This is a genomic window from Trinickia sp. (assembly GCF_057351765.1).
This window is the reverse complement of the sequence record NZ_JBMRBK010000041.1, coordinates 114,975-137,993: the sequence shown is the minus strand read 5'-3', so window position 1 is coordinate 137,993 and position 23,019 is coordinate 114,975. Positions and strand designations below refer to the sequence as shown.

Sequence of the window (23,019 nt, the reverse complement as noted above, 5' to 3'; positions counted from 1 at the left end):
GACCGAATTACCTTTCGACGCGATTATTCTGGAAGTGAGCGTGTTTCTCACACGCGTTGCAGATAGCGATCCTCGAGCGCCGCGGCGCGCCGGGCCGCGGTTCGACTGGCCAGCAGGCGAGCCAGCGCCTCGTCGTCGCCCGCAAGAGCGAGCGACGCCAGGAGTTGACGCGGGTAATGGAACCCTGCCTCCTCGAGCACCCGGTCAGTGAAATAGACGGCTGCGCCGCGATTGAGGTCGGCTTCGCCAGTCGTCAGCAGTTCGAAGCCGCCCAGCGCGCGAACCACCTCATAGGTCAACTGGCGCTCGAATTCAACATTGCACAGACCGCTATCGCTCAGATACCGCAGGTCGTCGTCATCCAAATAGATCCGACGTTGCACCGCGCCGGGCTCGTTGCGTGACGCGCCTTGAAGCACCGCATCGGCCGGCGCACGACTATCGAGCATGATTTTCCACTGCAGCAGCTGGCCCTCGGCGTCCGTGCGCGGCGCATGCGCGAGCAGGTGGCGAAACGTCTCGCTCTCGCAATAGAGCCGGCGATAGAAGTCCGACAAGACCTGCGCATCGGCTCGAAGTACCTCGTTGGCGCCCCCTGGGCTCGTCACGAAGACAAAGCGCTTCTCGAACTGCGCTTCGAAGTCGTGCCATGAGAGGAAGACGTCGTCTTCCTCCGCCGGCATCGCGTCCACGATCGCCTTGGCCTCGCGCACGGTCGCACGTGAAAGCAGCGGCGTTTCGCCGATGCGTGCGTCGTCCGACACGGGCCCACGTCCCGCATCGACGATCGGATCCAGATACGCGTCCTCCGCCTGCGCGGCACGCAGGGCCGCATCGCGATGAGCCTCGAACGCTGCGAGTTGTTCCGGGTCGGGCGAAAAATCGGTAACTGGACTCATGATCTGCTCCGGGATTCGATAACCGGCTTCGCTCAAGATCTTGTCCGTCAGGTACACCGGTGAGCCACGATTGAGCAGGCCCACGGCCGGCACCGGATCGGCCTCGCCGGTGAAGGCATGGATCATTTCGCGCAGATAGGCCTGCTCGAGCGTCCACGGTTCGCGCCCGTTTGGCGATTCATACCTCATAGCGAGGATGTCGCTGTCGTTCGGCATGAAAATTCGCTTGCCGGTGAAATCCGCATAAACCTTCCTCGGGGATCCGAGCGGGTTCGCCTCGCCCACGACGATCGTCCATTTTTTCCAGTCCGGTCCCGCGTCGTTGCGCGCACTTGCCTGTTCGTCGTCGAAGCGATTCGCGAGTCGTCGAAACGTCGGGCTCCTCCGAAAGAGCGCTTCGTAAAACGCATCGACGTCGAACGCTCGCTCCGCACCCGCCCGCGATTCGATCTCGAAGTTTTCGGAGAGAATCCGCTTGAAATCGCGCAGCTCGATATCGTTGGCACGTCCCAGCGCCCGCTCGACCTTCTGCACCGTAATACGCGTTTGCGGATTCGCGACGGCCGCATCGGATCGCGCATTCAGGCCGGTGTCCAAATCGGTGTAGTACCGTTCGGTGACGGGATCCCGCTCGATCACGCGTCGATCCCGCGTGCGCCGCCCCGTGTGCCAATCGATTTCGTAGGCGAGCCCATCCTTGCTGAGGATCGGCACGATCTGGTCCTCGTCGGCAAGGTGCACGATATCGAGCTCGCGCCACCGTACATGGCGCTCGCCCGCGCGCACGCGTTGCGCGAGTTCGCCATAGGCGGCGGGAATATTGCTGTCGCGCAGGCCGATATCGACATGGTCCGCGGCGGCTCTGGCCACGGACGGATGCACCGTGAGTTCCATTATCGATCCATCCGTGCGAGCAACCGCACGCCCCAGCCTCGTGACGACAGGATGGCTTGCCCGGCCAGCGCCGGCGTGGCCGCCCGCGCCTGTCGTCAGGTCGAACAGATCGACGCCCAGAAAGACGAGGCCGAGCGCCGCTTGAGCGGCATCCTTGTGACGCACGCCCTCCTCGATGTTGTAGAGCGAGCCCGCGACCGGCACGGTGTTGATCCACGTCTCGAAGCCTCGCACGGCCGCGCGGTGCTGCTCCGTTTCGGCCGCAAGCGTGCTCGCGATCCGTGCGGCCTCCTGCTCGACGGCACCGGCTGTGAGCGGCTCGGCACGCTCCCAGAGCTTTTCCTTGGCGCGCGCGACGACCCAGGGGTGTGACGGCAGTGCGGCGTTGAATTTTTCCTCGGCCGCTTGCAACGCATCGCGCGGCACGAGCTGAACGCCGCCCGGCAGCGACATTCGCGAACCCACGAGACCGCTCCAGTCGGCTCGATCGAGGAACTCGTCGATGCGGTTGCCGAACGCTGTTTTCGCGATGTTGGGGTTGTCGCCGCCGATCGTATAGCGACGCTCGTCTTCGATTTCGTCGTCGGCCAATCCGGTGCCGCGCAGGATGACGCGGGCCGCTTCTGCGCGCTCGAGGCACGGCGGCGTGCCGAAAACCGCAAGCAGGCGCTCGTTGCCGTATTCAGTCAGCGCCTGCGTGCGCGCGGTCCAGTCGCCCACGACGATCCGCTGTGCGCCCAGCGCGCCATCGGCTGTCACTTTCCGCGCGAAGTCTCCGACGGGTCCGTCGTTGTCGGCCGCCTCCCGCAGCGCACCGATCAGCGACTCGATTGCCGCCGTGGCGGCGGCGTCGCCCTGCTCGTCCCATGCCTTGCCCTGCCTGGCGAACTTGGAGAGGTGGGCGTTGATCCATTCCATCGGTACTTCGTTGCGGCGTGCCAGTTCCTCGGCCGCCCACGCCTCGACGCAATTGCGATAGAGCAGCACGAAGTTGGCCGCGTCGGAGACGACGATGTCGTTGCTACGGGCGAGATGAGCCGCGAAAAGCAACCGGGGATGAGTCGGATAAAAGGGTGCGGCGGTCCACTCGTCCTCTATCTGCTGGAATGCCTTCAAAAGCGTCGCTGCGTCGTCGAGCTTCGGCGGAACCGGCTGGCCGCGGTAGCGCTGAATACGCTCGACGGCAGTCGCCATCGAGTGCTGGGCGGTACCGAACGGATAGAAGACGCTCTCGCCGATTTGTTCGAACTTGCGCTCGAGCAGGCTGCGCTTCTGTTGAGGGCTCAGCAGCATGAAGACCGGGTCCGCACTGACATCCGCCGAATCGAGCAGGCTCTCGAACGACATGCGCTGTCCATTGCGCAGCGCGAATCCATCGAAAAAGGGCGTAGTGCGTCCAACTGTGGTCGGCACGGGTAACAACAACGCCAGCGCTCGTTGTCCGGCGTGGTCTTCCCGGAGTGCTTTCGCAAACGCGCTGCGCAACTCGTCGATTGCGGGCGAGGCCGCCGTGCTCGCCATCGACGCATCGTCATGCAAGCGCCGATAAAGCACGGCGGCCGCGTCGAGTATCGCCTCGTCCGCGAGCTTGCGCGAGCCGGGCCGCGCATCGAAATCGAGCGGTATCCACGTATGGAAATGGCGCGCGACACCTTGCAGCAGATCACTTGGGCGATCGGCATACAGAGCGGCCTTGGCCGGGTCGATCCACTGCCGCAGCGATGCGTCGATGCGGGCCACCTTGGCATAGGGATCGAACTCGCTGACGCCCCGCGTCGTCGACGCGACTTGGGCATGGGCCGCCCCGGCCGCCTCGGTCTCGATCGCGCGGCGCAGCCGCTGCTCGCGTACGCCATCGGCCAGAACCGGACGGGCGCCTTCGGCACGCGGCTCGTCGCGCGCGTCGACAGGCTCGTGCGCTTCGTTCGGTTCGGCGAGCGCGCCGGAATCGGACACAGTGGATGAATGCGACAGGTGCGACAACACATCAACCGAAAACGACATCGGGGTTTCCCACTCCATATAGACGATCAACCTCTTACGCGCCGCGCCTCGAAGGCCCCGGCCAGTGCTTCCATCGCGCGCCGCGCGCGCGGCAACGTGAGATCGATGAACTTCGGGTCGGCAAGCGCGAGGGCCTTTTCCGCGGCATGAAGCGCGGCAAGCGCCTCTTCGTCGCAGGTAAAAAACGACGCGGTGCCCTTGATTCGGTGCAACCGCTGCGATGCGCTCGAGTACGCTCGTTCCTCGAGCATGCGCTCGAACTCGGACATATCGGTGCGCAGTAATGCTCGGGCCCGCTCGATCAGGCTCGCGAATTCGGCGTTGCCGTAAAGCGCCTCGAGCTGTGTCCATTCGAGCGTGTCGGAATCACCCTCGCATGCCCGCATCGGTGCGCTCCCTCCATTTCTCGAAGACGGCGGCGAGTTTTTGCCGAGTGATCGGTTTGGACAGATAGTCGTCCATGCCCGCGTCGTGGCAGGCTCGCCGGTCGTCGGGCGTTGCGTTCGCGCTGATGGCGACGATCGTCGTACGGCGGTTCGGATTCGCCGCGTCGTCGACTTCGGCCTCGAGCCCTCTGATGCGCCGGGCCAGCGTATAGCCGTCCATTCCCGGCATATGGCAATCGAGCAGCACGAAGCGCGGGCGCCACCGCGTCCATAGCGCGTGCCCTTCGAAGCCGTCGGACGCTCCCTGTGCGGCAATGCCGAGCGCGGCAAGCTGGCGCACGATGATCTCGCGATTGATCTCGTTGTCCTCAACCACCAGGACACCGGCTTCCGCCCAATCTTTAAGCGGTGACGGCACGGCCGTTGGCAGCGGTGCGGACGAGGCCTCTGTGTCACCGCCTGAGCGCGATGCGGCTGCTTGCAACGCGCCACTCAGCTCGTCGATCGAACGCAGGTGGCGCGTTTCGCCCCCCTCGATGCCAATTGCGAACGCGCCGGCCGTATCGAGCGCGACATCGGCATCCACGGGACCGTCTTGGGCGCTCACACGACGCACGTCGAGTTTTGCGAGCGCCGCCCGCGCGGCGACCGCCATTGCCGGGACGGGCACGCGCATTCTCACGCGTACCTGATCGAGCCGCGGCCAGTGCCGCACGAGCGCCCCCCATCGCAGCGGCACGCGTACATCCACGCGCGTACCGGCCCCAGACACGCTACACACGTCGATCGTGCCGTTCATCGCGTCGACGAGCTTCTTCACGATCGACAAGCCGAGGCCCGTGCCCCCATAGCGCCGCGTCGTCGATCGGTCTTGCTGAGTGAACGGCACGAACAGGTGCGGCCGGTAGGCCTCGGCGATGCCGCAGCCGGTATCGCTCACCACGAACTGCAGCAAGCTTCGCCCGCGCTCGACGCGGTGCCGCACCTCGAGTACCACCGAACCATGAGTCGTGAACCGAATCGCATTGCTGAGCAGATTGGTGAGGATCTGGTTCAAGCGGGCCTCGTCGCCGATCACGAGACGATCGAAATGCGGCATCGCCGCGAGATAAAGCGGCAAACCCTTGCTGGCCGCAAGCGGTGCATGTAGTTCGATCGAAGTCGCGACGAGGCGATGAACGTCGAACGGGGCCGCTTCGAGCGAAAGCGCGCCCTGCTCCATTTTCAGGTAGTCGAGCGTATCGTCGATCACACGCAACGTCAGGCGCCCCGAACGCTGTGCCACATCCAGATAGCGGCGCTGCTCCGGCGCGAGCGGCGTCGTCTCGAGAAGATCCAGCACGCCGATGATCCCGTTCATCGGCGTGCGAATCTCGTGGCTCATCATCGCGACGAACGCGGACTTCGCCCGATCGGCCGCCTGCGCCCGCTCGCGCGATTCGACGGCTTCGTGCCGAGCCGCCTCCGCGATACGCCGGGCCGCACGCATGCGGCAATAGCCCAACAGCAGCAGCGTCAGCGCGACGATCACCAGCACCGCCGAGATGATTGCGATGCAGATGACGATCCGCTTGTCATATCCGACGAGCAGTACCGCGCCAGGACCTTGCCACTCGCCCTGGTCGTCGACGAGGTCGTAAGGCCGGTTGAGGCGTTCGACACCGACACGGATGAAGGGATGCGCGGCAATCCGATTCCGTTCGCGCTTGGTCAGTGCGAACTTGGCGCTGTCGTCGAGTACGCTAGCACGGTGCCGATAGGCCGTGTCCACGAGGCGCGGGCTATTCGCCGCTTCGGGAGCTTGCGCGCCGGCCACCGCGCCATGCGAGACAGTGAGTACAGTGAGTACAGTGAGTACAGCGAGGAGGCAAATCCAAGCGCGACGCATCGTGCGACGCAATTCATCGAAGACCGAGCTCATGCGTTGGGTCCGCGCTCAAGCGCGGAATTTCTCTTTGAGATAGAGCGCGAGACTGAGATCGTCGGCGACTTGCAGCTTGCGCATGGCGCTGCGCTTGTGCGTGCTGACTGTTTTTTTGCTGCGGCGCAGGCGCTCGGCCGTTTGGGAGACGGAAAGCCCCTCGCCGATATAGCGCAGTACTTCCATCTCAGCCGATGAGAGCGTATCTTCGCGCGGCATGGGCACGATGGCCTCGATTCTCCCGTCGCGCGCGGCAAAGAACTTGCGCGGCGAGCCGACCGCCTCGCGTACCGCATCCGCGATGAGCGGCAATGGCGTGGCCTTTTCGAGAAAGGCGTTGGCACCGGCGCGATGGCAGACGCACTCGGCGTCGGCGCTGCGCGCCGCCGACAGCACGACGATGACGAGCGACGGAGCCAGAACGCGCAGGCGACGGATAAACGCGGCGCCGTCCAGACGGTCGTCGGGCAGATAGAAGTCGACCAAGGCGACGTCGAACGTGTCGGATTCGATCGCGGCAAAGAGCGCATCGGCCGAATAAACGGTCTGTGCGATTTCGAAGTCGGCGTATCCTCGCAAAAACGTCTCGACGCCGAGCGCGACGACTGGATGATCGTCGAGCAGCACAACACGTATTCGATGCTTCGGTCGGGATAACAACAGGATTTTTCTGGACTGCATGCGCTTGTGCCCTCGGCAACTATTTAGTCGATTCGAGCAAACGACCATCGATTCTCAATTGCCCGTCGATCTGGAATGAATGAAAAACTGACTTCTAATAATGCTGAAATATATAGATGACGATGTATGCCAGATGTACTTCGATTTGCATCGTCGAAATTTCTCATTTCCTCGCTGACGCGAAGACGATATTCGTGCCGCATTGCGTATCGCACGCCTTTCATCATGCTGATTGGCATGGGCGATCGATTCTAACGGACGGGACTGCACCGGGCAATAGATTTGAGTTATCTCAATATTCCAATCGCAACTACACTTCTCTTCGTCTGATTTTTTTAATTACCAGCCATCTCAATTAGGCTCTGTGATAGGCGATTTGCGGGTTCTCGTACCGAATCTCGATCGATTCGAAATGGGTAATCAAAAAGCCCGCACGAGGCGGGCTTTTCGGGGGAATCGCACTGCAGACCACTGAATCCCTGAGGCTTTTATCGGTGGGACGTTGTCGACGAGCTCGATGAGCATCGGCTCCGCGCATGCATCCGCAGTACGGAAGAGGCTCTCCCCATTCCCACTAGCATCCGGCGGAAGTCGCGCTGCATACGTGAGAAAGCCGCGTGGGGCGGCCTGGGCGGCGATGTCTAGCCAGCTTGACGCGCCCGGGCGCTACGAAGTAGACTTGTTAGCATAAATGGGTTGCGACTACGCGGCCGGCGCTAGGCTCCAGGGACTACCTTGGGGCCTTTCGCTTTTCTAGGGGAATACTTTTAAGCCGTTCCCGGCAACGACCGTCCCAGGATTGAAGAATTTCGCCGACAGTACGTCGTAGGCGCGGTTCGGTTGGTCGGGACGGAGGACATGCAGACCGATCGGGCGTGCCATCAAATCGGCCAACTGCAGCCCCTCCGAGTTAGCCTTCTTGTCGCAAATCACAACGTCGAAGTTGAAGGGCTTCTTAGAGCTGTTACCGCCGTCGCAAACTCGTCTAAACGCCAATTCGAGATCGGCGTCCTCTCTTGCACCTCGCGCCTCGCACACCACGTGGGTAAGCGATTCGTGCTGGCCATTGAGGCGCAGAAAATGCCGCACTCGTTCGAGTCCGAACTGAATCCCAATGTGGTACGGATTGTATGGGTTGATGTACTTCTCTTTGTGCTTTCGCTTATCAATAACCACCGCGACGACTGTCATCGGCGTATCGACGATGACCTGCGTCAGCGCGCCCATGAACGCCTCCCGCGGCTCCCTGCTGAGCTGCGAGAAATATCCCCGCTTGCGCCGAATATCGATTTCATGCAGTACCACACAGTCATGCCCGAACGTTTCGAATTTCAGCCTTTTGAGACGCGGCACCACGGTGTCGGCGTAGTCGGCCTTCTTCATGACGCAAAAGCACAGCACGAAAATCGGATATTCAGGATCGATCGACGTCAGGCTGTGGTCCCCGCTTTCATCGACAAAGACAATGTAGTCGCTATTCACGTTCATCCTCGCGCATCGACCGTGCGCCGATGCTTTGATGCTCCAGATAATCCCCACCACCACTGCATCATCCGGCGGCGCTCGCGCAATTGACGAATCGCCCGCGTGCCTGCGTCGACCGCGGCACGATGTGCGGCGACGGCATCTTCATTTTCTCGCCAGGAATGCGCCGTTCCGCCTTGGCCTCGTCGATCTCGCGCCACTCCGCATGCCGCAATTCGCCCGTGCGTACAAATATCAGCGTCATGAATTTTAGCGCCAGGCGCCTCTGCAGGTCGCTGACGTTTCGCCTCGTGCCATGCGCTCGCGATCGCCTCGAAGGAATTCGCCCGGCGCACACCTGTCTCGAGACGGGCTAGGCTTTTTGGTAGACGACGGGAAACGTTGGGATGATATTTGGCCCCCCCACGAGGAATCGAACCTCGATTTCAGGTTTAGAAGACCCGTGTTCTATCCGTTGAACTATGGGGAGGCGAAGCCGTTATTGTACGGCGACGCAAGCGGTGCCTACGTCGGGGGCGAGATTATAACCGAACGGCCGCAGGGCCGCCGTTCACCGTCGGCCGCCCCGCCCGCCCCTTCGCTCAAACCGGCTGCGGATGCGTCAAAAACCAGATCAGGCATGCCGCGCCGGCAAGAACACAATAGACACCGAACGCCGCAAGCCGCCCCCGGCCTTCGAAATACCGCATCAGGAACCGCACGCTCAGATAGGCCGCGATGGCCGTCAAGACACCTCCGAGCGCCGCGTCGGCGAGCTGGCCGGGCGCATGAAACAATTTCGGCAGTTCCAACACCCCCGCGGCGAAAATGATCGGCGTGCCGAGCAGGAACGAAAACTCCGCCGCCTTTTCGGCCGTCAGCCCAGCCGCGTTGCCCGCAATCATCGTGAGGCCGCTGCGCGAAAAACCGGGCACGAGCGCCCCGACTTGCGCGAGCCCGACCAAAAACGCCTGGCGATACGTCAGCGCTTCAGGCGGCCTGTGCGCCCGGGCACGCTGCAGCCGGTCGCCCACCCAAAGCAACAGTCCATTCACGATCAACGCCACCGCCACGATTCTCAGATCGTGAAATACCCGCTCCAGACGCTTTTCGAGCAGCAGACCGACGATTCCCGCAGGAATCGTGCCTATTATGAGCGCCCACATCATGTGCCCTTCGTCGTTGCGGCGTCCGCCCAGCATGGCGAACCAACCCGCGAACAGCGCTACCCAGCGCTTGCGAAAGTACCAAAGCAGCGCGAGCGCCGTGCCGAGGTGCAGCGCAACGAGAAACGGAATCAGCTGCGGCGCGTGTTTATCGATGTGCATGCCCATCAGCGCGGGCGCCAGCAGCGTATGTCCCAAGCTGCTGACGGGAAAAAGTTCGGTGACGCCCTGCAGGACGCTCAGGAAAATCAGAAAGGCAAGTGTCACGCGTTGGTTCCTTTTTTGCTGACAAAACGGTGAAAATAGAGCAACGGGGCCTTCGACCGCCGGGCGCCCGCATGAAGCGCGAGCGATTATGCCCATCGGGTAAGGCCGCGCCAAGCGGCAGCCTCCATTTTTTACGATCAAAATGTGACCAAAAACGTCACGTGTCAGTCATAATCGGCTCGGATAATCGTTGCACCGTAAACGTTTTCATCCCTCAGCTCTACCGGGACGGTACCCACTGCGATGAAACATACCATCAAGGATGTGGCCGCTTACGCCGGCTTCTCGATCGCGACGGTGTCGCGTGCAATCAACGCACCGCACACGGTCAACCGTGTGACATTGGCGAAAATTCGAGAGGCGATCGAGGCACTGCAATTCCGGCCAAGCCCCCTCGGTCGCCAGTTACGCGGCGAGCGCACGCGCCTCGTCGGGATCGTTCTGCCTACGGTCGCGAACCCTGTGTTCGCGCAATGCCTTCAGGGCATCGACGATCTCGCCTCCAGCCAGGGTTACCGGCTCATGCTGATGACCACTCAGTACGACGCCGCGCGCGAGCGCCATGCCATCGAGACGCTGCTCGCGCAGCGCGTGGAAGGGCTCGTACTCACCGTGGCCGACGCGGATACCCACCCGCTGCTCGACGAGCTCGACCGCGACGGCATGCGCTACGTGCTCATGCACAACGACACCGTGAGACGGCCGTCGGTATCGGTCGACAATCGCCGCGCGGCGTTCGACGCTGTCAGCATGCTCATTGAACACGGCCACGAACGCATCGTCATGCTGGCGGGCACCCTCGCCGAGTCGGACCGGGCGCGGCTGCGCTTTCGGGGCTACGAGGAGGCGATGCTGCGTGCCGGACTCACGCCGGCACCGGCGCTCGAAGTCGATTTCAATGCCGACGAGCTCGCGCCATCCGTATTGGCCCATCTGAGCTCGGGGGCGCAGCGCCCCACAGCGCTCTTTTGCAGCAACGACCTGCTCGCGATGGTCGTCATGCGCGGGCTGCGGCGCGCCTCGTTCATGGTGCCGGGCGACATGTCGATCATCGGCTTCGACGGCCTCGCCATCGGCGAGCTGCTCGCGCCGCCGCTCGCAAGCGTTTGCACGCCAAACCGCGACATCGGCAGCACGGCCTGGCGGCGTCTCATGGCCCGCATCGAAGGGGCCGACGACGGCGAATCGCTCTCGCTGCAGCTCCCGCACTCGGTGCGCATGGGCGGAACGATCGGCGCGCTGTCGAGTACCGGCGGCTCCTCCTTGCCGGAGCGACCCGCCGTCTGACCGGGCACATCGAGTACGTCCAGTACATCGAGCGCATCCGTTCGAACGACGCGCTTCGCTTGACACGCGAGGCGCGTGTTTCGTCCTTCCCTCTGTTTGCATGCAAGGAGACCTCACGTGAAATGTCGTCCCGCTTCCGTCCGGGCAAGACTCGCAAGGTTCGCCGTCGCGAGCGCCGCGGCCATCGGCGTTTTCGGACTGTCGTTCGCAGCCACGGCGCAGGCCGAAGAGACCGCGATCTGCTACAACTGCCCTCCCGAATGGGCCGATTGGGCCAGCCAGCTCAAGGCGATCAAGGAAAAGACGGGCATCACCGTGCCGTCGGACAACAAGAACTCGGGCCAGGCGATCGCGCAGCTCATCGCGGAGCAGAAAAGCCCCGTCGCCGATGTCGTCTATCTCGGCGTATCGTCGGCGTTCCAGGCCAAGGACAAGGGCGTCGTGCAGCCCTACAAGCCCGCCCATTGGGACGACATCCCCGCGGGGCTGAAGGATCCGCAAGGCTATTGGTTCGCCATCCACTCGGGCACGCTCGGCTTTTTCGTCAACAAGGATGCGCTCGAAGGCAAGCCGGTGCCGCAATCGTGGGCCGATCTGCTCAAGCCCGAATACAAGGGCATGGTCGGCTATCTGGATCCGTCGAGCGCGTTCGTCGGCTATGCCGGCGCCGTTGCGGTCAATCAGGCGTTGGGCGGCACGCTCGATAACTTCAAGCCGGGCCTGGATTGGTTCGAGAAGCTCAAGAAGAATGCGCCGATCGTGCCCAAGCAAACGGCTTATGCCCGCGTGCTCTCGGGCGAGATTCCGATCCTCATCGACTACGACTTCGACGCTTATCGCGCCGAATACAAGGACCACGCGAACGTGGCTTTCGTGATCCCGAAGGAAGGGACGATCACGGTGCCCTATGTCATGAGTCTCGTCAAAGGTGCGCCGCACGAGGCAAACGGCAAGAAAGTGCTCGACTTCGTCTTGTCCGACGAAGGCCAGCGGCTTTGGGCCAACGCCTACCTGCGCCCGGTACGCGCGAGCGCGATGAGCAAGGAGGCTGCCGCCAAATTCCTGCCGGCCAGTGAATACGCGCGCGCCAAAACGGTCGACTTCGCGAAAATGGCGGAAAAGCAGCAGCAATTCGGTCAGGATTACTTGAAAACGAGATAACGCGCCTGACGCGCACAGGCAATCCGGCACGGGCGCCGCACCGCTCTTCGCGACGCCCGTGCGGCGGTATGGCGCCGCTTCACCGCGGCTTTCGACATGCAAGACATCACTTTCCCTCTGCACTGGCGTATCGCGCTCGTCGCCCCTGCGCTCGCGATCTTCCTTGCTTTCTGGCTGCTGCCAATGGGTGTGCTCGCCCAGGTGAGCGCCAATGGGCACGCCTTTGGAACGTATCGCGCCCTACTCGCCAACCCGCGCTACATGGGCAGTCTCGGCGCAACCGTCGCGCTGTCGGCAGCCGTCACGCTCACTACGCTCGTACTGTCGGTCATCGCTGGCCTGCTGCTCGCGCGCCGCACGTTCGCCGGAAAAGGCACGCTCGTCGCGCTGCTCACCTTTCCGCTCGCGTTTCCGGGTGTCGTCGTGGGCTTCATGGTCATCATGCTGGCCGGCCGCCAAGGGCTCATCGGCGCGCTCACCGAAAAGCTCACGGGCGACAAATGGGTCTTCGCATACTCCATGGCCGGCCTTTTTTGCGGGTATCTCTATTTTTCGATTCCGCGCGTGATCGTCACCGTGATGGCATCGGCGACGAAGCTCGATCCGGCGCTCGAGGAGGCTGCGCGCTCGCTCGGTGCGTCGTCCTGGCAGGTTACGCGCGATGTGGTACTGCCGGGTCTCGCGCCCGGGCTCATCGCCGCCGGCGCGATCTGCTTCGCGACGGCAATGGGCGCGTTCGGCACGGCGTTCACGCTGGCGACAGACATCGACGTACTGCCGATGACGATTTACACCGAGTTCACGCTCAACGCGAACATGGTGACGGCGGCCGGGTTATCCATCGTGCTCGGCCTCGTGACGTGGCTCGTCCTCGCGCTCGCACGCAGATTGACGGGCTCGACCGTCGCGGCCACCGCGTGAGGCCCGCATGAGCGCACTCGTCGATACGAAAACGGACACGAAGCGCGGCACGCGCGGCACGGCACGACGCATCGGCGCGCGGCATCTGCTCGCGCTCGGCCAATGGGCCGTCACGCTTGCGCTCACGGCCTTTCTCGTGGTGCCCGTCGTCATGTCGATCATGGCCGGCTTGACCGTCAATTACTTTCGGGGCATTTCGAGCGGCTTGACGCTGCGTTGGGTCGCCCAGGTCTGGGCGCAGTATCACGCGTCGGTCTTCCTCTCGCTCGAAGTGGCAGCCGCCACGCTTGTCATCACGCTGCTCACCGGCGTGCCGGCAGCTTATGCGCTCGCCCGCAGCAAAACGCGCGCGGCGCGCATCGTCGAGGAACTGCTCGTCTTGCCCGTCGCGCTGCCCGGACTTGCTTCGGCACTTGCCCTCATCATCGTCTATGGTGGCTATGCGCCGTTTCGCACGAGCGCCGCATTCATCGTCGCGGGCCATGTCGTCTTCACGCTGCCGTTCATGGTGCGCGCCGTCGCGGCGGTCGCCGCGAGCGCCGATCTACGCGTCCTCGAAGAAGGCGCCGCCAGTCTCGGCGCCACGTTCTGGCAGCGCTTCGCAACCATCGTGCTGCCGAACCTGCGCCCGGGGATCGTGGCCGGCGCGCTTGCCGTCGTCACGTTGTCGATCGGCGAATTCAACCTCACGTGGATGCTGCACACGCCCTTGACGAAGACGCTGCCCGTCGGGCTCGCCGACACCTACGCCTCGCTGCGTATCGAAATCGGCAGCGCTTATACGATCGTCTTTTTTCTCATGACGATGCCGTTGCTCGTCGCCATGCAGTGGCTCGGCCTCGATGCGACCGGTCAGCGCGCGCTGCGCGAGCGTGCCGGCGCGCGCCGCTAACCCTCCTCTCGTTCGCCGCGATGAAATTCACTACCATCCCGATCACGCTGACGCACTGTGCGAAAACGTTTAACCTCACGCGCGTTCTCGAGCCGATCGACCTCACGATCGAGGCTGGCGAGACCGTCGTGCTGCTGGGGCCGTCCGGCTGCGGCAAAACCACGACGCTGCGCATCGTCGCCGGACTCGAAACCCCCGATGCGGGCGGCACGGTCGCGTTCGGTGACGACGACGTCACCCATTTGCCGATCGAGCGCCGGCAAGTCGGCATGGTTTTTCAAAGCTATGCGCTGTTTCCGAATCTCGATGTGCGGGGAAACGTCGGCTACGGGTTGCGCATCGCCAGAACGGAGCCCTCGCTCGCGCGCCGGCGCGTGGACGAACTGCTCGCGATGATGCGGCTCGAAGCGCACGCCGACAAGCCGATCGACAAGCTCTCCGGCGGCCAGCGTCAGCGCGTCGCACTGGCGCGTGCGCTCGCGCGCGAACCACGCGTGTTGTTGCTCGACGAGCCGCTTACGGCACTCGATGCAAAGCTGCGCGACACGTTGCGTCGCGAAATGAATACGCTGCTGCGCAGTCTCGGCGTGACGACGATCTACGTGACGCACGATCAGGCGGAAGCCATGGAACTCGGCGACCGCATCGTCGTCATGAGCGCCGGGCGCATCGAGCAAGTGGGCACGCCGCGCGATATCTACTACCGTCCCGAGACGCGTCACGTCGCGCACTTCGTCGGCACGCTCAACCGGATCGCCGGTCATCGCCACGACGGGCATCTGAACACCCTCGGCGGTTCGATCGTGCTGCCCGCATCGATCGCGAGCGGCGGCGGTGCGCCAGCCGCCGCGACTCATGCGGATGAGGTCGAGCTGTTCTTCCGCCCCGAGGATGCGCGTCTCGTGGCACCCCACCGGGCATCGCTGCGCGGCGTCGTCGAAACGGTTGCATTCCTCGGCGAACGCACCCGCGTGACCGTGACGGGCGCCGCGCCCGATGCGCTCGTGATCGATGCGGGCGGCCGCTTCCCACTCACGCCCGGCGATGCCGTCGGCATCGAACTGAACTCCGACGGGCTCATCGCGCTGCCTTGAGCACGTCGGTACGAATATTTTTTTATCACGGGATTGTCATGCTGCTGGCTCAAATCAGCGATCTACACATCAAACGTCCCGGCGCGCTGGCCTATCGGCGCGTCGATACCGCCGCAGCGCTTGCGCGCACGATCGAGCGGCTCAACGCACTGGCGCCGCGCCCGAAGGCCGTCGTGATCACGGGCGATCTCGTCGACCTCGGCACCGTCGAGGAATATCGGCACCTGCGCTCGCTGCTCGCGCCGCTCGCCATCCCCTACTACCTGCTGATCGGCAATCACGACGAACCCGAGGCGCTGCGCGAGGTCTTCGACGATCACGCCTATCTGCACACGGGGGAGACGTTCTTGCAGTACGCCGTCGATGTCGGTCCGCTGCGGCTTGTCGCGCTCGACTCGAGGACACCCGGCGCAAGCGGCGGCATGCTTGACGAGACACGCCTCGCATGGCTTGAAGCACAGCTCGAAGCGGCGCGTGCGCAGCCCGTTGTCGTCGCTTTACACCATCCGCCGTTCCTCTCGGGTATCGACCACATGGATCGCCAGCGACTCGACCCAACCTCGAGTACCCGGCTCGCCGACATCATTCGCCGCTTCGACAATATCGAGCGTGTGATCTGCGGGCATGTGCATCGGCCGATCGTCACGCGCTTCGCGGGTACGATCGCCATGTCGGTGCCCTCTCCCGCACATCAGGTGGCGCTCGACTTGCGGGAAAACGCACCGTCGGCGTTCCGGCTCGAACCTGCCGCATTCGCACTGCATCAGTACACCCGCGCGGCGGGGCTCGTCTCGCATCACGCGTATATCGACGAGGGCGCGGGTCCCTATCCGTTTTACGAACCGAGCGGCAAGCTCATCGATTGAACCCGCTCGTGTCCGCCTCAGCCGATTCGACCCGCGACGAGCCCGAGCGCCACTATTCGCGCGGGCTGCTCATGCTGCTCGCGACGATTGCCGGCGTGTCGGCCGCGAACATCTACTACAACCAGCCGCTGCTCGACGATTTGCGCGCCAGCTACGCGCAAGAGGCGGCGTGGGTCGGCGCGGTGCCGGCGGCCACTCAGCTCGGTTACGCGGCCGGCATGCTGCTGCTGGCGCCGCTCGGCGACCGCTTCGATCGCCGGCGCCTGATCCTCATGCAGATCGCCGGCCTCATGCTCGCACTCAGCGTGGCCGCGCTCGCACCGACGCTCGCCATCCTGGCTGTCGCGAGCTTCGCGATCGGCGTGCTCGCCACCATCGCGCAACAGGCCGTCCCGTTCGCGGCGGAATTGGCGCCTCCGGCCGAACGGGGTCATGCGGTCGGCACGGTCATGAGCGGCCTTTTGCTGGGTATCTTGCTCGCGCGCACCGCGGCGGGATTCATCGCTCAGTATCTGGGCTGGCGGATGGTCTTCGCGGCTTCGGTAGTCGCGCTGCTGGCGCTGGCTGCCGTGGTCATCGCGCGGTTGCCGAAGAGCCGCCCGACCTCCACGCTGTCTTACGGCAAGCTGCTCGGCTCGATGTGGCATCTTGCGCGCGACCTCCCGGGGCTGCGCGAAGCATCGCTGACGGGCGCCGCGCTCTTCGCTGCATTCAGTGCGTTCTGGTCGGTCCTGACGCTGCTGCTCGCGCGCGCGCCGTTTCATCTCGGCCCGCAGGCCGCGGGTCTTTTCGGCATCGTCGGCGCGGCCGGCGCGCTCGCGGCGCCTGTCGCCGGCCGTTTCGCCGACAAGCGGGGGCCGCGCGCCGTGATTTCGCTTTCGATCGTGCTGGTCGCGCTGTCGTTCGTCGTCTTCGGTCTATCCGCGACGAGCATCGTCGGACTGGTCGTCGGCGTCATCGTGCTCGATATCGGCGTGCAGGCCGCGCAGATTTCGAACCAGGCGCGCATCTATGCGCTCAAAGCCGATGCCCGCAGCCGGGTCAACACCGTGTACATGGTCTGCTATTTCATCGGCGGCGCGACCGGTTCGGCGGCCAGCGCGCTGGCCTGGCGCCGCTTCGGCTGGACCGGCACCTGCGCGGCCGGCTTCGCGTTCGCGCTCGTCGCCGCGGCGCGCCATGTCCCTGGGCGCAAAACCGCCGGCTAGGGCTGCGCGAAGCGGAACCGTCCTCGCGCAGCCGCGCGCGTCACTGGCCTGTCAACGCATTCGTCAATTCGATCGCCGGCTGCGATGTATTGCCGGCCTGCGCGATGAGCAGATGAATCTGCTGGTTCGTCAGCGCGCTGACCGAGGTGTTCGCGGGCACGGTGGTGATCAGCCAGTCCGCATTGTTCCCGAGCGAGAACGGCGCCGACTCGTAGATCGGCGTGCTCGATCCCGCCGTCGTCACGATGGCCATATATGTGCCGCCCGACAGATAGCTCGAATCCTGCCCCGAAGGCGGCACGGCGTTGCCGTACGAGACGCCGGCCATCGTCGGCGACATGCCCACGACGCTCGGAGTCCCGGGCGCGACGATATAGATGTCGAGATTCGACGCGTTTGCCGACGCATTGAACGAACGCACGCGCGCCTTGGAGGACAGCAGGCCCTTGTCGAACGGATCGTCGATCAGGCCTATGCCGTAGCCGCTCGTACTCGGTAGCGCAATGACGGTGTACTCGTGTCCTTTGGCGACGTCGGGGAACGTGCCCGATGCGAGCTGCGGCGACATCGTGCCCGTCGCCGTATAGGCCACGACGGTGCTGCCGGTGTTGACATTCGTGAGATTGGTTACCCCCTTATAGGGAACGTTCGTCTGCCCCGACGGCGCCGTGCCGTTGACGAGCAGATCGAGATTGGGTCCCGCCGGGAATGCGTTGATGAAATGCATCAGCGGATTTTGCAGTCCAAGTTCCTGGCCCACGTCGCCGGAGCCGCCGCCGCACGCCGCCAGCAGGAGCGCCGCGCCAATGCACGCGACAATGCCTTTGATCACCCTCATGGTTGCACCTCTGAAATGGAACACGCCTGATTTACCTTTTGTTGTGTTGGCACTTTCAGGGAGCAAACGGTATGCCGCTCGGGGCGTGAGCGTCGCGGCATTCAACAGACGAATGCCAGGGCGCCATATCCGGTGCGGACCTTGCGACGTTTAGCGCGGCGAGTCGGACGACGCCCGGGCGCAGGTGCGCGCAGGCAGCCAAGCGCAGGCCTTCGCGCAACGGTGATCGAGATTACCGTGTCAGCTCGCGCGGCGGCGATCGAACCAGAACGAGAGCGCGACGCTCAGCAAAATGGCGAGCGTCGCCATTACTGTCCAGCGGGTGACGGGCTCGCCAAGCATCAAGGCCCCGAGCGCCACGGCCACGATCGGGTTCACGTACATGCAACTGCTCGCGACGATGGGACTCGTGTGGCGGATCAGGAAACCATAGGCCACGTATGCGAGCATCGTCGCAATCAGCATGAGATAGACGAAGGCGGCGATCGCCGAAAAACCGGCCTGGACGACGCGCTCGCCGTCGAGCCAGGCCACGGCCGTCGAAATTGCGCCGCCGAGCCCGATCTGCAGCGCAGTGGACATAAAAAGATCGGCCGGCAGCGCGAGCCGGCTGGCCAGGTGCGCACCGCCGGCCCAGGCGAGCGCCGCCATGAGAATGACGATGCTGCCGCTTGCCGGAGCGCTCGATGCGTTGCCGTGGTTGAGTACGACGATGCCGGCAAGCCCGAGCGCAATCGCGGCCCACTCGCCCCGTGCCACGGGCCGCCCCGCGATCGCGGCGATGATAGTGGCAAAAAGCGGCACCGTTGCGATGATGACGGCGGCGGCGCCTGTACTCACGCTCTTCATGCCGAACGTGAGCATCCCACTGGACAGGCCGACGAGCATTGTGCCGACGATGCCCGCATTGCGGACCTCCACGAATGTCGGCCACGCGCTCGCGCGGCGCGCGGCGAACACGAACAGGCCGATGCCGGCAAAAAGATTGCGCAGGCCGGACAGCAAAAGCGGCGGAAACGACTCGAGCGCGACATGCAGCGCGAGATAAGAGGAGCCCCAGGCGAGGTAGACCGCAGCGAGCGCAAGCCCGATGCGCCCGACGCGGGAGCGCGGCAGCCAGCGAAGCAACCTCATCTGGGCGGCCTCGCCCTTCGCATGGGTGACGGCGCGCAAGCCGCGCCGGCAATCGCGCCGGCCGGCGCACAATGCGCAGGAACGGCTCGGGCCTCGCAGGCTACAGGGAAAGACATAGAGGTGATCAGAGGCGCAACGGCGATTGCGGGCCAGTATCGATTGTGCGGCGAACGGCGGCCAACGAACGCACGCCGAACAGGTCCCCGTATTATGCCCGGTCACGTGTTTCGCGCGCCGCGCCGGCGCTTGGGCACAATGACGCGGGGCGAAGGGCTCGCAGGCACGGATTTCGCCCGGTTGCCAAGCCCGCCGTCCCGTTGTATCTTCTGCGGTGCTAACGCGGGGGTCCTGCGTCGTGTTGTTGCATCCATCGATGCGAGAATGCGCGCGGGTGAGAAACACCCTTTGAACCTGATCTGGATAATGCCAGCGCAGGGAAGCGTACGGGTTTGACCGCGCTGGACCTTCAGACGCCTCGATCACCCGACCTCCCTTCCGTCTCCTGCTCCTGCTTTAGCAACCCTATGCCAGGAGATTTGCATGAACGCCAACCCGAAATTCATCTCAGCGGAAGCACGCGTCGACGCGGCTGCCGTCGCCCCGTTGCCCAACTCGCGCAAGATCTACGTGAACGGTTCGCAGCCGGACATCCGTGTGCCGATGCGCGAAATCACACAGTCGGATACCCCAAGCGCGTTCGGCGGCGAAAAGAACCCGCCGATCTACGTCTACGACACCTCGGGCCCTTATACGGACCCTCAGGCGGAGATCGACATCCGCCAGGGCCTGCCTGCGTTGCGGCAGCGCTGGATCGAGGCGCGCGGCGACACCGAAGCGCTTGCGGGGCTCACGAGCGCGTTCGGGCGCGAGCGCGCAGCCGATCCGGCCACCGCGCAACTACGCTTTCCGGGTCTTCACCGCACGCCTCGCCGCGCGAAGGCAGGCGCCAATGTGACCCAAATGCATTACGCGCGTCGCGGCATCATCACGCCGGAAATGGAGTTCATCGCGATTCGCGAGAATCAGCGGCGCGCCGAGTACCTCGAGAGCTTGCGCGCGAGCGGGCCGACCGGCACGAAGCTCGCCGAGATGATGGGCCGTCAGCACCCGGGCCAGGCATTTGGGGCCGCCGCCTTCGGCGCCGATGCGCCGCGCGAGATCACGGCCGAGTTCGTGCGCGAGGAAGTCGCGCGTGGCCGGGCGATCATTCCCGCCAACATCAACCACCCCGAGAGCGAACCGATGATCATCGGGCGCAACTTCCTCGTGAAGATCAACGCCAATATCGGCAACTCGGCTGTCACTTCCTCGATCGGCGAAGAGGTCGACAAGATGACGTGGGCGATTCGCTGGGGCGGCGATACCGTCATGGATCTCTCGACGGGCAAGCACATTCACGAAACGCGCGAATGGATCCTGCGCAACAGCCCCGTGCCGATCGGCACCGTGCCGATTTACCAGGCACTGGAGAAGGTCAACGGCAAGGCCGAGGACCTGACCTGGGAAATCTTCCGCGACACGCTGATCGAGCAAGCCGAACAAGGGGTCGACTATTTCACGATTCATGCGGGCGTGCTGCTGCGCTATGTGCCGCTCACGGCGAACCGCATGACGGGTATCGTCTCGCGCGGCGGATCGATCATGGCCAAGTGGTGCCTCGCGCATCACAAGGAGAGTTTCCTCTACGAGCATTTCGAAGATATCTGCGAAATCATGAAGGCGTACGATGTGAGCTTCTCGCTCGGCGACGGCTTGCGCCCCGGCTCGGTGTACGACGCCAACGACGAAGCGCAGCTCGGCGAGCTGAAGACGCTCGGCGAACTCACGCAAATCGCCTGGAAGCATGACGTGCAGGTCATGATCGAAGGCCCGGGCCACGTGCCGATGCAGCTCATCAAGGAGAACATGGATCTCCAGCTGCAATGGTGCGACGAGGCGCCGTTCTATACGCTCGGACCGCTGACGACCGATATCGCCCCCGGCTACGATCACATCACGTCGGGCATCGGCGCCGCGATGATCGGCTGGTTCGGCACGGCGATGCTGTGCTACGTGACGCCGAAGGAGCACCTCGGGCTGCCGAACAAGGACGACGTGAAAGAAGGCATCATCACGTACAAGCTCGCGGCACATGCGGCCGATCTGGCGAAGGGTCATCCGGGCGCGCAGGTGCGCGACAACGCGCTCTCGAAGGCGCGCTTCGAGTTTCGCTGGGAAGACCAGTTCAACCTCGGCCTCGATCCCGACAAGGCGCGCGAATTCCACGACGAGACATTGCCGAAGGACTCGGCAAAGGTGGCGCACTTCTGCTCGATGTGCGGCCCGCACTTCTGCTCGATGAAGATCACGCAGGACGTGCGCGAGTTCGCGGCGGCGCAGGGTGTCTCCGAAGAGGCCGCACTGAAAAAAGGCATGGAAGTGAAAGCGGTCGAATTCGTGAAGAGCGGCGCGGAGATCTATCAGCGTCAATAAGGTCCTATCGAGTCGGTCTGCCGGCCGGATAAACGAAGGGGGTGTTCGCGCCCCCTTCGTTTTGCACCCTTCGGCCCCTTTGACCGGCCTCGCCATCCCGCTGGCTCAACCGTACCGCTTGCTGTCTCATTCGCTGTGCCGGGCGCTGGCGCCACCGCCGAGGTAACATGCCCGCTCGTCCTCTTGCCGAAGGCGCCGACGCGCGCTCCATTCGATGAAACCCCGCCATCTCGTGCAGCTTCTGGCCCTCGCCGCCGTCTGGGGCGCGTCGTTCCTGTTCATTCGTGTCGGCGTCGCCGAATTCGGCGTGGCGCCGCTCATGGCCTTGCGCGTCGGGATCGGCGCCCTATTTCTGCTCGGCATGACCGTCGCGCGCGGCGCCCCGCAAGAGGTGCTGCGCGTATTGAGCGCGCGCGCATGGCCGCTGTTCGTCGTGGGCGTGCTCAATTCGGCCGCGCCGTTCTGTCTTTTTGCGTTCGCCGAGCTCACGCTGACCGCCGGCACGACCTCCGTCATCAACGCGACGACGCCGCTTTGGGGCGCGCTCGTCGCCTACGTCTGGCTGCGCGACCGGCTGACCGTCCTGCGTACGCTCGGGATGGCTATCGGTTTTGCGGGCGTCGTGACGCTCGTCTGGGACCAGATCGCTTCGAGTCACGACGCGCTGGGCCCCACGCCGCTCGCGACCGCGCTGGCAGCCGCCGCGGCCATGGGCGCAGCCCTCCTCTACGGCATCGCCGCCAACTACACGAAGCGCCGCCTGACCGGCGTCGATGCGATGGCCATCGCCACGGGCAGCATGGTCGGGTCCACCCTCGCGCTGATCCCGTTCGCCATCGCCACGTGGCCCGCGCACTCCGTCTCGGCAAGCGCCTGGGGCGCCGTGCTGAGCCTCGGCGTCGTTTGCACCGGCGTTGCCTACTTCATCTATTTTCATTTGCTCAACGTGGCGGGTCCCGCCCGTGCCATGACCGTCACGTTCGTCATCCCCGTTTTCGGCATTCTCTGGGGCGCCCTCTTTCTTCACGAAGCGGTCTCGCCAGCGATGCTCGCCGGCTGTGCGATCGTGCTCGTGGGAACGGCCCTCGCCACGGGTGCGGTCAAGCGCATTCCCGGCTTCGGCCGGCGCCCTGCGCAGACCTGAGACCCCGTCGCTCTTTCGCCTGACAAGACCCCGCCGCACCCGCCAAAAGCAATCGCGCGCACGCCCCTAGCACGGGGCCGTTGCGTCGCGCCCCCGCCACAGCCTTGCCGGGCTTGCGTTCGGCACAGCACGCCGAATCCAGCCCGGCCTGCGCAAGTTCCGCGCCACCGTACCCGATCGAACATAACGCGATCCCAGCAGCGACTTACGCTGAACTCCATCGCCTCATGCGTTCGTTTGCTACACTGGGCTCCCTTCATATGATCACGATCAGGCATGGTTCGCACTCCCGCTCTCAGCGCTCCGTGCCTTCACCGCGA

The 23,019-nt window shown here is 64.2% G+C and carries 17 protein-coding genes, 1 tRNA gene, 1 pseudogene and 1 riboswitch; of the genes and pseudogenes, 9 read left to right on the top strand and 10 right to left on the bottom strand.

What is annotated here, in order from left to right; genetic code table 11:
• Positions 1-47: 47 nt before the first annotated feature.
• From ACO1XS_RS11750 to ACO1XS_RS11715, 8 genes and pseudogenes are all read right to left on the bottom strand, one after another.
• Positions 48-3,797 (bottom strand): hypothetical protein, encoded by a 3,750-nt coding sequence (locus ACO1XS_RS11750; protein ID WP_486390756.1) that lies wholly within the window; start codon positions 3,795-3,797, stop codon positions 48-50.
• A 26-nt stretch (positions 3,798-3,823) separates the two neighbouring features.
• Positions 3,824-4,183, bottom strand: a complete 360-nt coding sequence (locus ACO1XS_RS11745; protein WP_486390755.1) for a hypothetical protein — start codon at positions 4,181-4,183, stop codon at positions 3,824-3,826.
• Positions 4,164-6,104, bottom strand: a complete 1,941-nt coding sequence (locus ACO1XS_RS11740) for an ATP-binding protein (RefSeq protein ID WP_486390754.1) — start codon at positions 6,102-6,104, stop codon at positions 4,164-4,166. Before ACO1XS_RS11740 ends, ACO1XS_RS11745 begins: the two co-directional genes overlap by 20 nt.
• Before the next feature lie 15 nt (positions 6,105-6,119).
• Positions 6,120-6,785 carry a response regulator transcription factor gene (locus ACO1XS_RS11735; RefSeq protein WP_331573412.1) on the bottom strand — a complete coding sequence of 222 codons (666 nt, stop codon included), beginning with the start codon at positions 6,783-6,785 and terminating at the stop codon, positions 6,120-6,122.
• Positions 6,786-7,538: 753 nt separating this feature from the next.
• Positions 7,539-8,267: a DUF3800 domain-containing protein gene (locus ACO1XS_RS11730; protein WP_486390753.1), complete on the bottom strand. Its 729-nt coding sequence runs from the start codon at positions 8,265-8,267 to the stop codon at positions 7,539-7,541.
• Between the two features lie 106 nt (positions 8,268-8,373).
• Positions 8,374-8,544, bottom strand: a pseudogene (locus ACO1XS_RS11725) (integrase); the annotation flags it as partial.
• A 120-nt stretch (positions 8,545-8,664) separates the two neighbouring features.
• A tRNA-Arg gene (locus ACO1XS_RS11720) sits at positions 8,665-8,739 on the bottom strand.
• Between the two features lie 112 nt (positions 8,740-8,851).
• The gene (locus ACO1XS_RS11715; RefSeq protein WP_486390752.1) at positions 8,852-9,682 is read right to left on the bottom strand and encodes an undecaprenyl-diphosphate phosphatase; all 831 of its coding nucleotides are present in this window, start codon (positions 9,680-9,682) and stop codon (positions 8,852-8,854) included.
• Between the two features lie 243 nt (positions 9,683-9,925).
• Between ACO1XS_RS11715 and ACO1XS_RS11710 the strand changes: the two genes are divergently transcribed.
• From ACO1XS_RS11710 to ACO1XS_RS11680, 7 genes are all read left to right on the top strand, one after another.
• On the top strand, positions 9,926-10,969 hold the full coding sequence (locus ACO1XS_RS11710) for a substrate-binding domain-containing protein (protein WP_331573406.1): 1,044 nt from the start codon (positions 9,926-9,928) through the stop codon (positions 10,967-10,969).
• Positions 10,970-11,152: 183 nt separating this feature from the next.
• Positions 11,153-12,130: an ABC transporter substrate-binding protein gene (locus tag ACO1XS_RS11705; protein WP_331573419.1), complete on the top strand. Its 978-nt coding sequence runs from the start codon at positions 11,153-11,155 to the stop codon at positions 12,128-12,130.
• Between the two features lie 96 nt (positions 12,131-12,226).
• Complete coding sequence (locus ACO1XS_RS11700) at positions 12,227-13,051, top strand: ABC transporter permease (protein WP_331573404.1); 825 nt, start codon at positions 12,227-12,229, stop codon at positions 13,049-13,051.
• Between the two features lie 7 nt (positions 13,052-13,058).
• Positions 13,059-13,943 carry an ABC transporter permease gene (locus tag ACO1XS_RS11695; RefSeq protein ID WP_331573402.1) on the top strand — a complete coding sequence of 295 codons (885 nt, stop codon included), beginning with the start codon at positions 13,059-13,061 and terminating at the stop codon, positions 13,941-13,943.
• A gap of 20 nt (positions 13,944-13,963) precedes the next feature.
• On the top strand, positions 13,964-15,037 hold the full coding sequence (locus ACO1XS_RS11690; RefSeq protein ID WP_486390751.1) for an ABC transporter ATP-binding protein: 1,074 nt from the start codon (positions 13,964-13,966) through the stop codon (positions 15,035-15,037).
• Positions 15,038-15,075: 38 nt separating this feature from the next.
• The gene (locus ACO1XS_RS11685; RefSeq protein WP_486390750.1) at positions 15,076-15,903 is read left to right on the top strand and encodes a phosphodiesterase; all 828 of its coding nucleotides are present in this window, start codon (positions 15,076-15,078) and stop codon (positions 15,901-15,903) included.
• 8 nt (positions 15,904-15,911) lie between these two features.
• Entirely contained in the window at positions 15,912-17,111 is a 1,200-nt protein-coding gene (locus ACO1XS_RS11680; protein WP_331573397.1) for an MFS transporter, read from the top strand.
• Between the two features lie 40 nt (positions 17,112-17,151).
• On the opposite strand, the gene ACO1XS_RS11675 is transcribed toward ACO1XS_RS11680, so the two are convergent.
• A complete protein-coding gene (locus ACO1XS_RS11675) occupies positions 17,152-17,949 on the bottom strand; it encodes a DUF4397 domain-containing protein (RefSeq protein ID WP_440560509.1) in 798 nt (265 codons plus the stop codon).
• A 240-nt stretch (positions 17,950-18,189) separates the two neighbouring features.
• Entirely contained in the window at positions 18,190-19,083 is an 894-nt protein-coding gene (locus tag ACO1XS_RS11670; protein ID WP_486390749.1) for an EamA family transporter, read from the bottom strand.
• Positions 19,084-19,414: 331 nt separating this feature from the next.
• Positions 19,415-19,539: riboswitch (TPP riboswitch) on the top strand.
• An 84-nt stretch (positions 19,540-19,623) separates the two neighbouring features.
• Here ACO1XS_RS11670 and thiC point away from each other — a divergent pair.
• Both thiC and ACO1XS_RS11660 read left to right on the top strand, forming a co-directional pair.
• Positions 19,624-21,555: a phosphomethylpyrimidine synthase ThiC gene (thiC, locus tag ACO1XS_RS11665; RefSeq protein WP_331573391.1), complete on the top strand. Its 1,932-nt coding sequence runs from the start codon at positions 19,624-19,626 to the stop codon at positions 21,553-21,555.
• A gap of 214 nt (positions 21,556-21,769) precedes the next feature.
• Positions 21,770-22,699, top strand: coding sequence for a DMT family transporter (locus ACO1XS_RS11660; protein ID WP_331573389.1), 930 nt, complete (start codon positions 21,770-21,772; stop codon positions 22,697-22,699).
• Positions 22,700-23,019 lie beyond the last annotated feature (320 nt).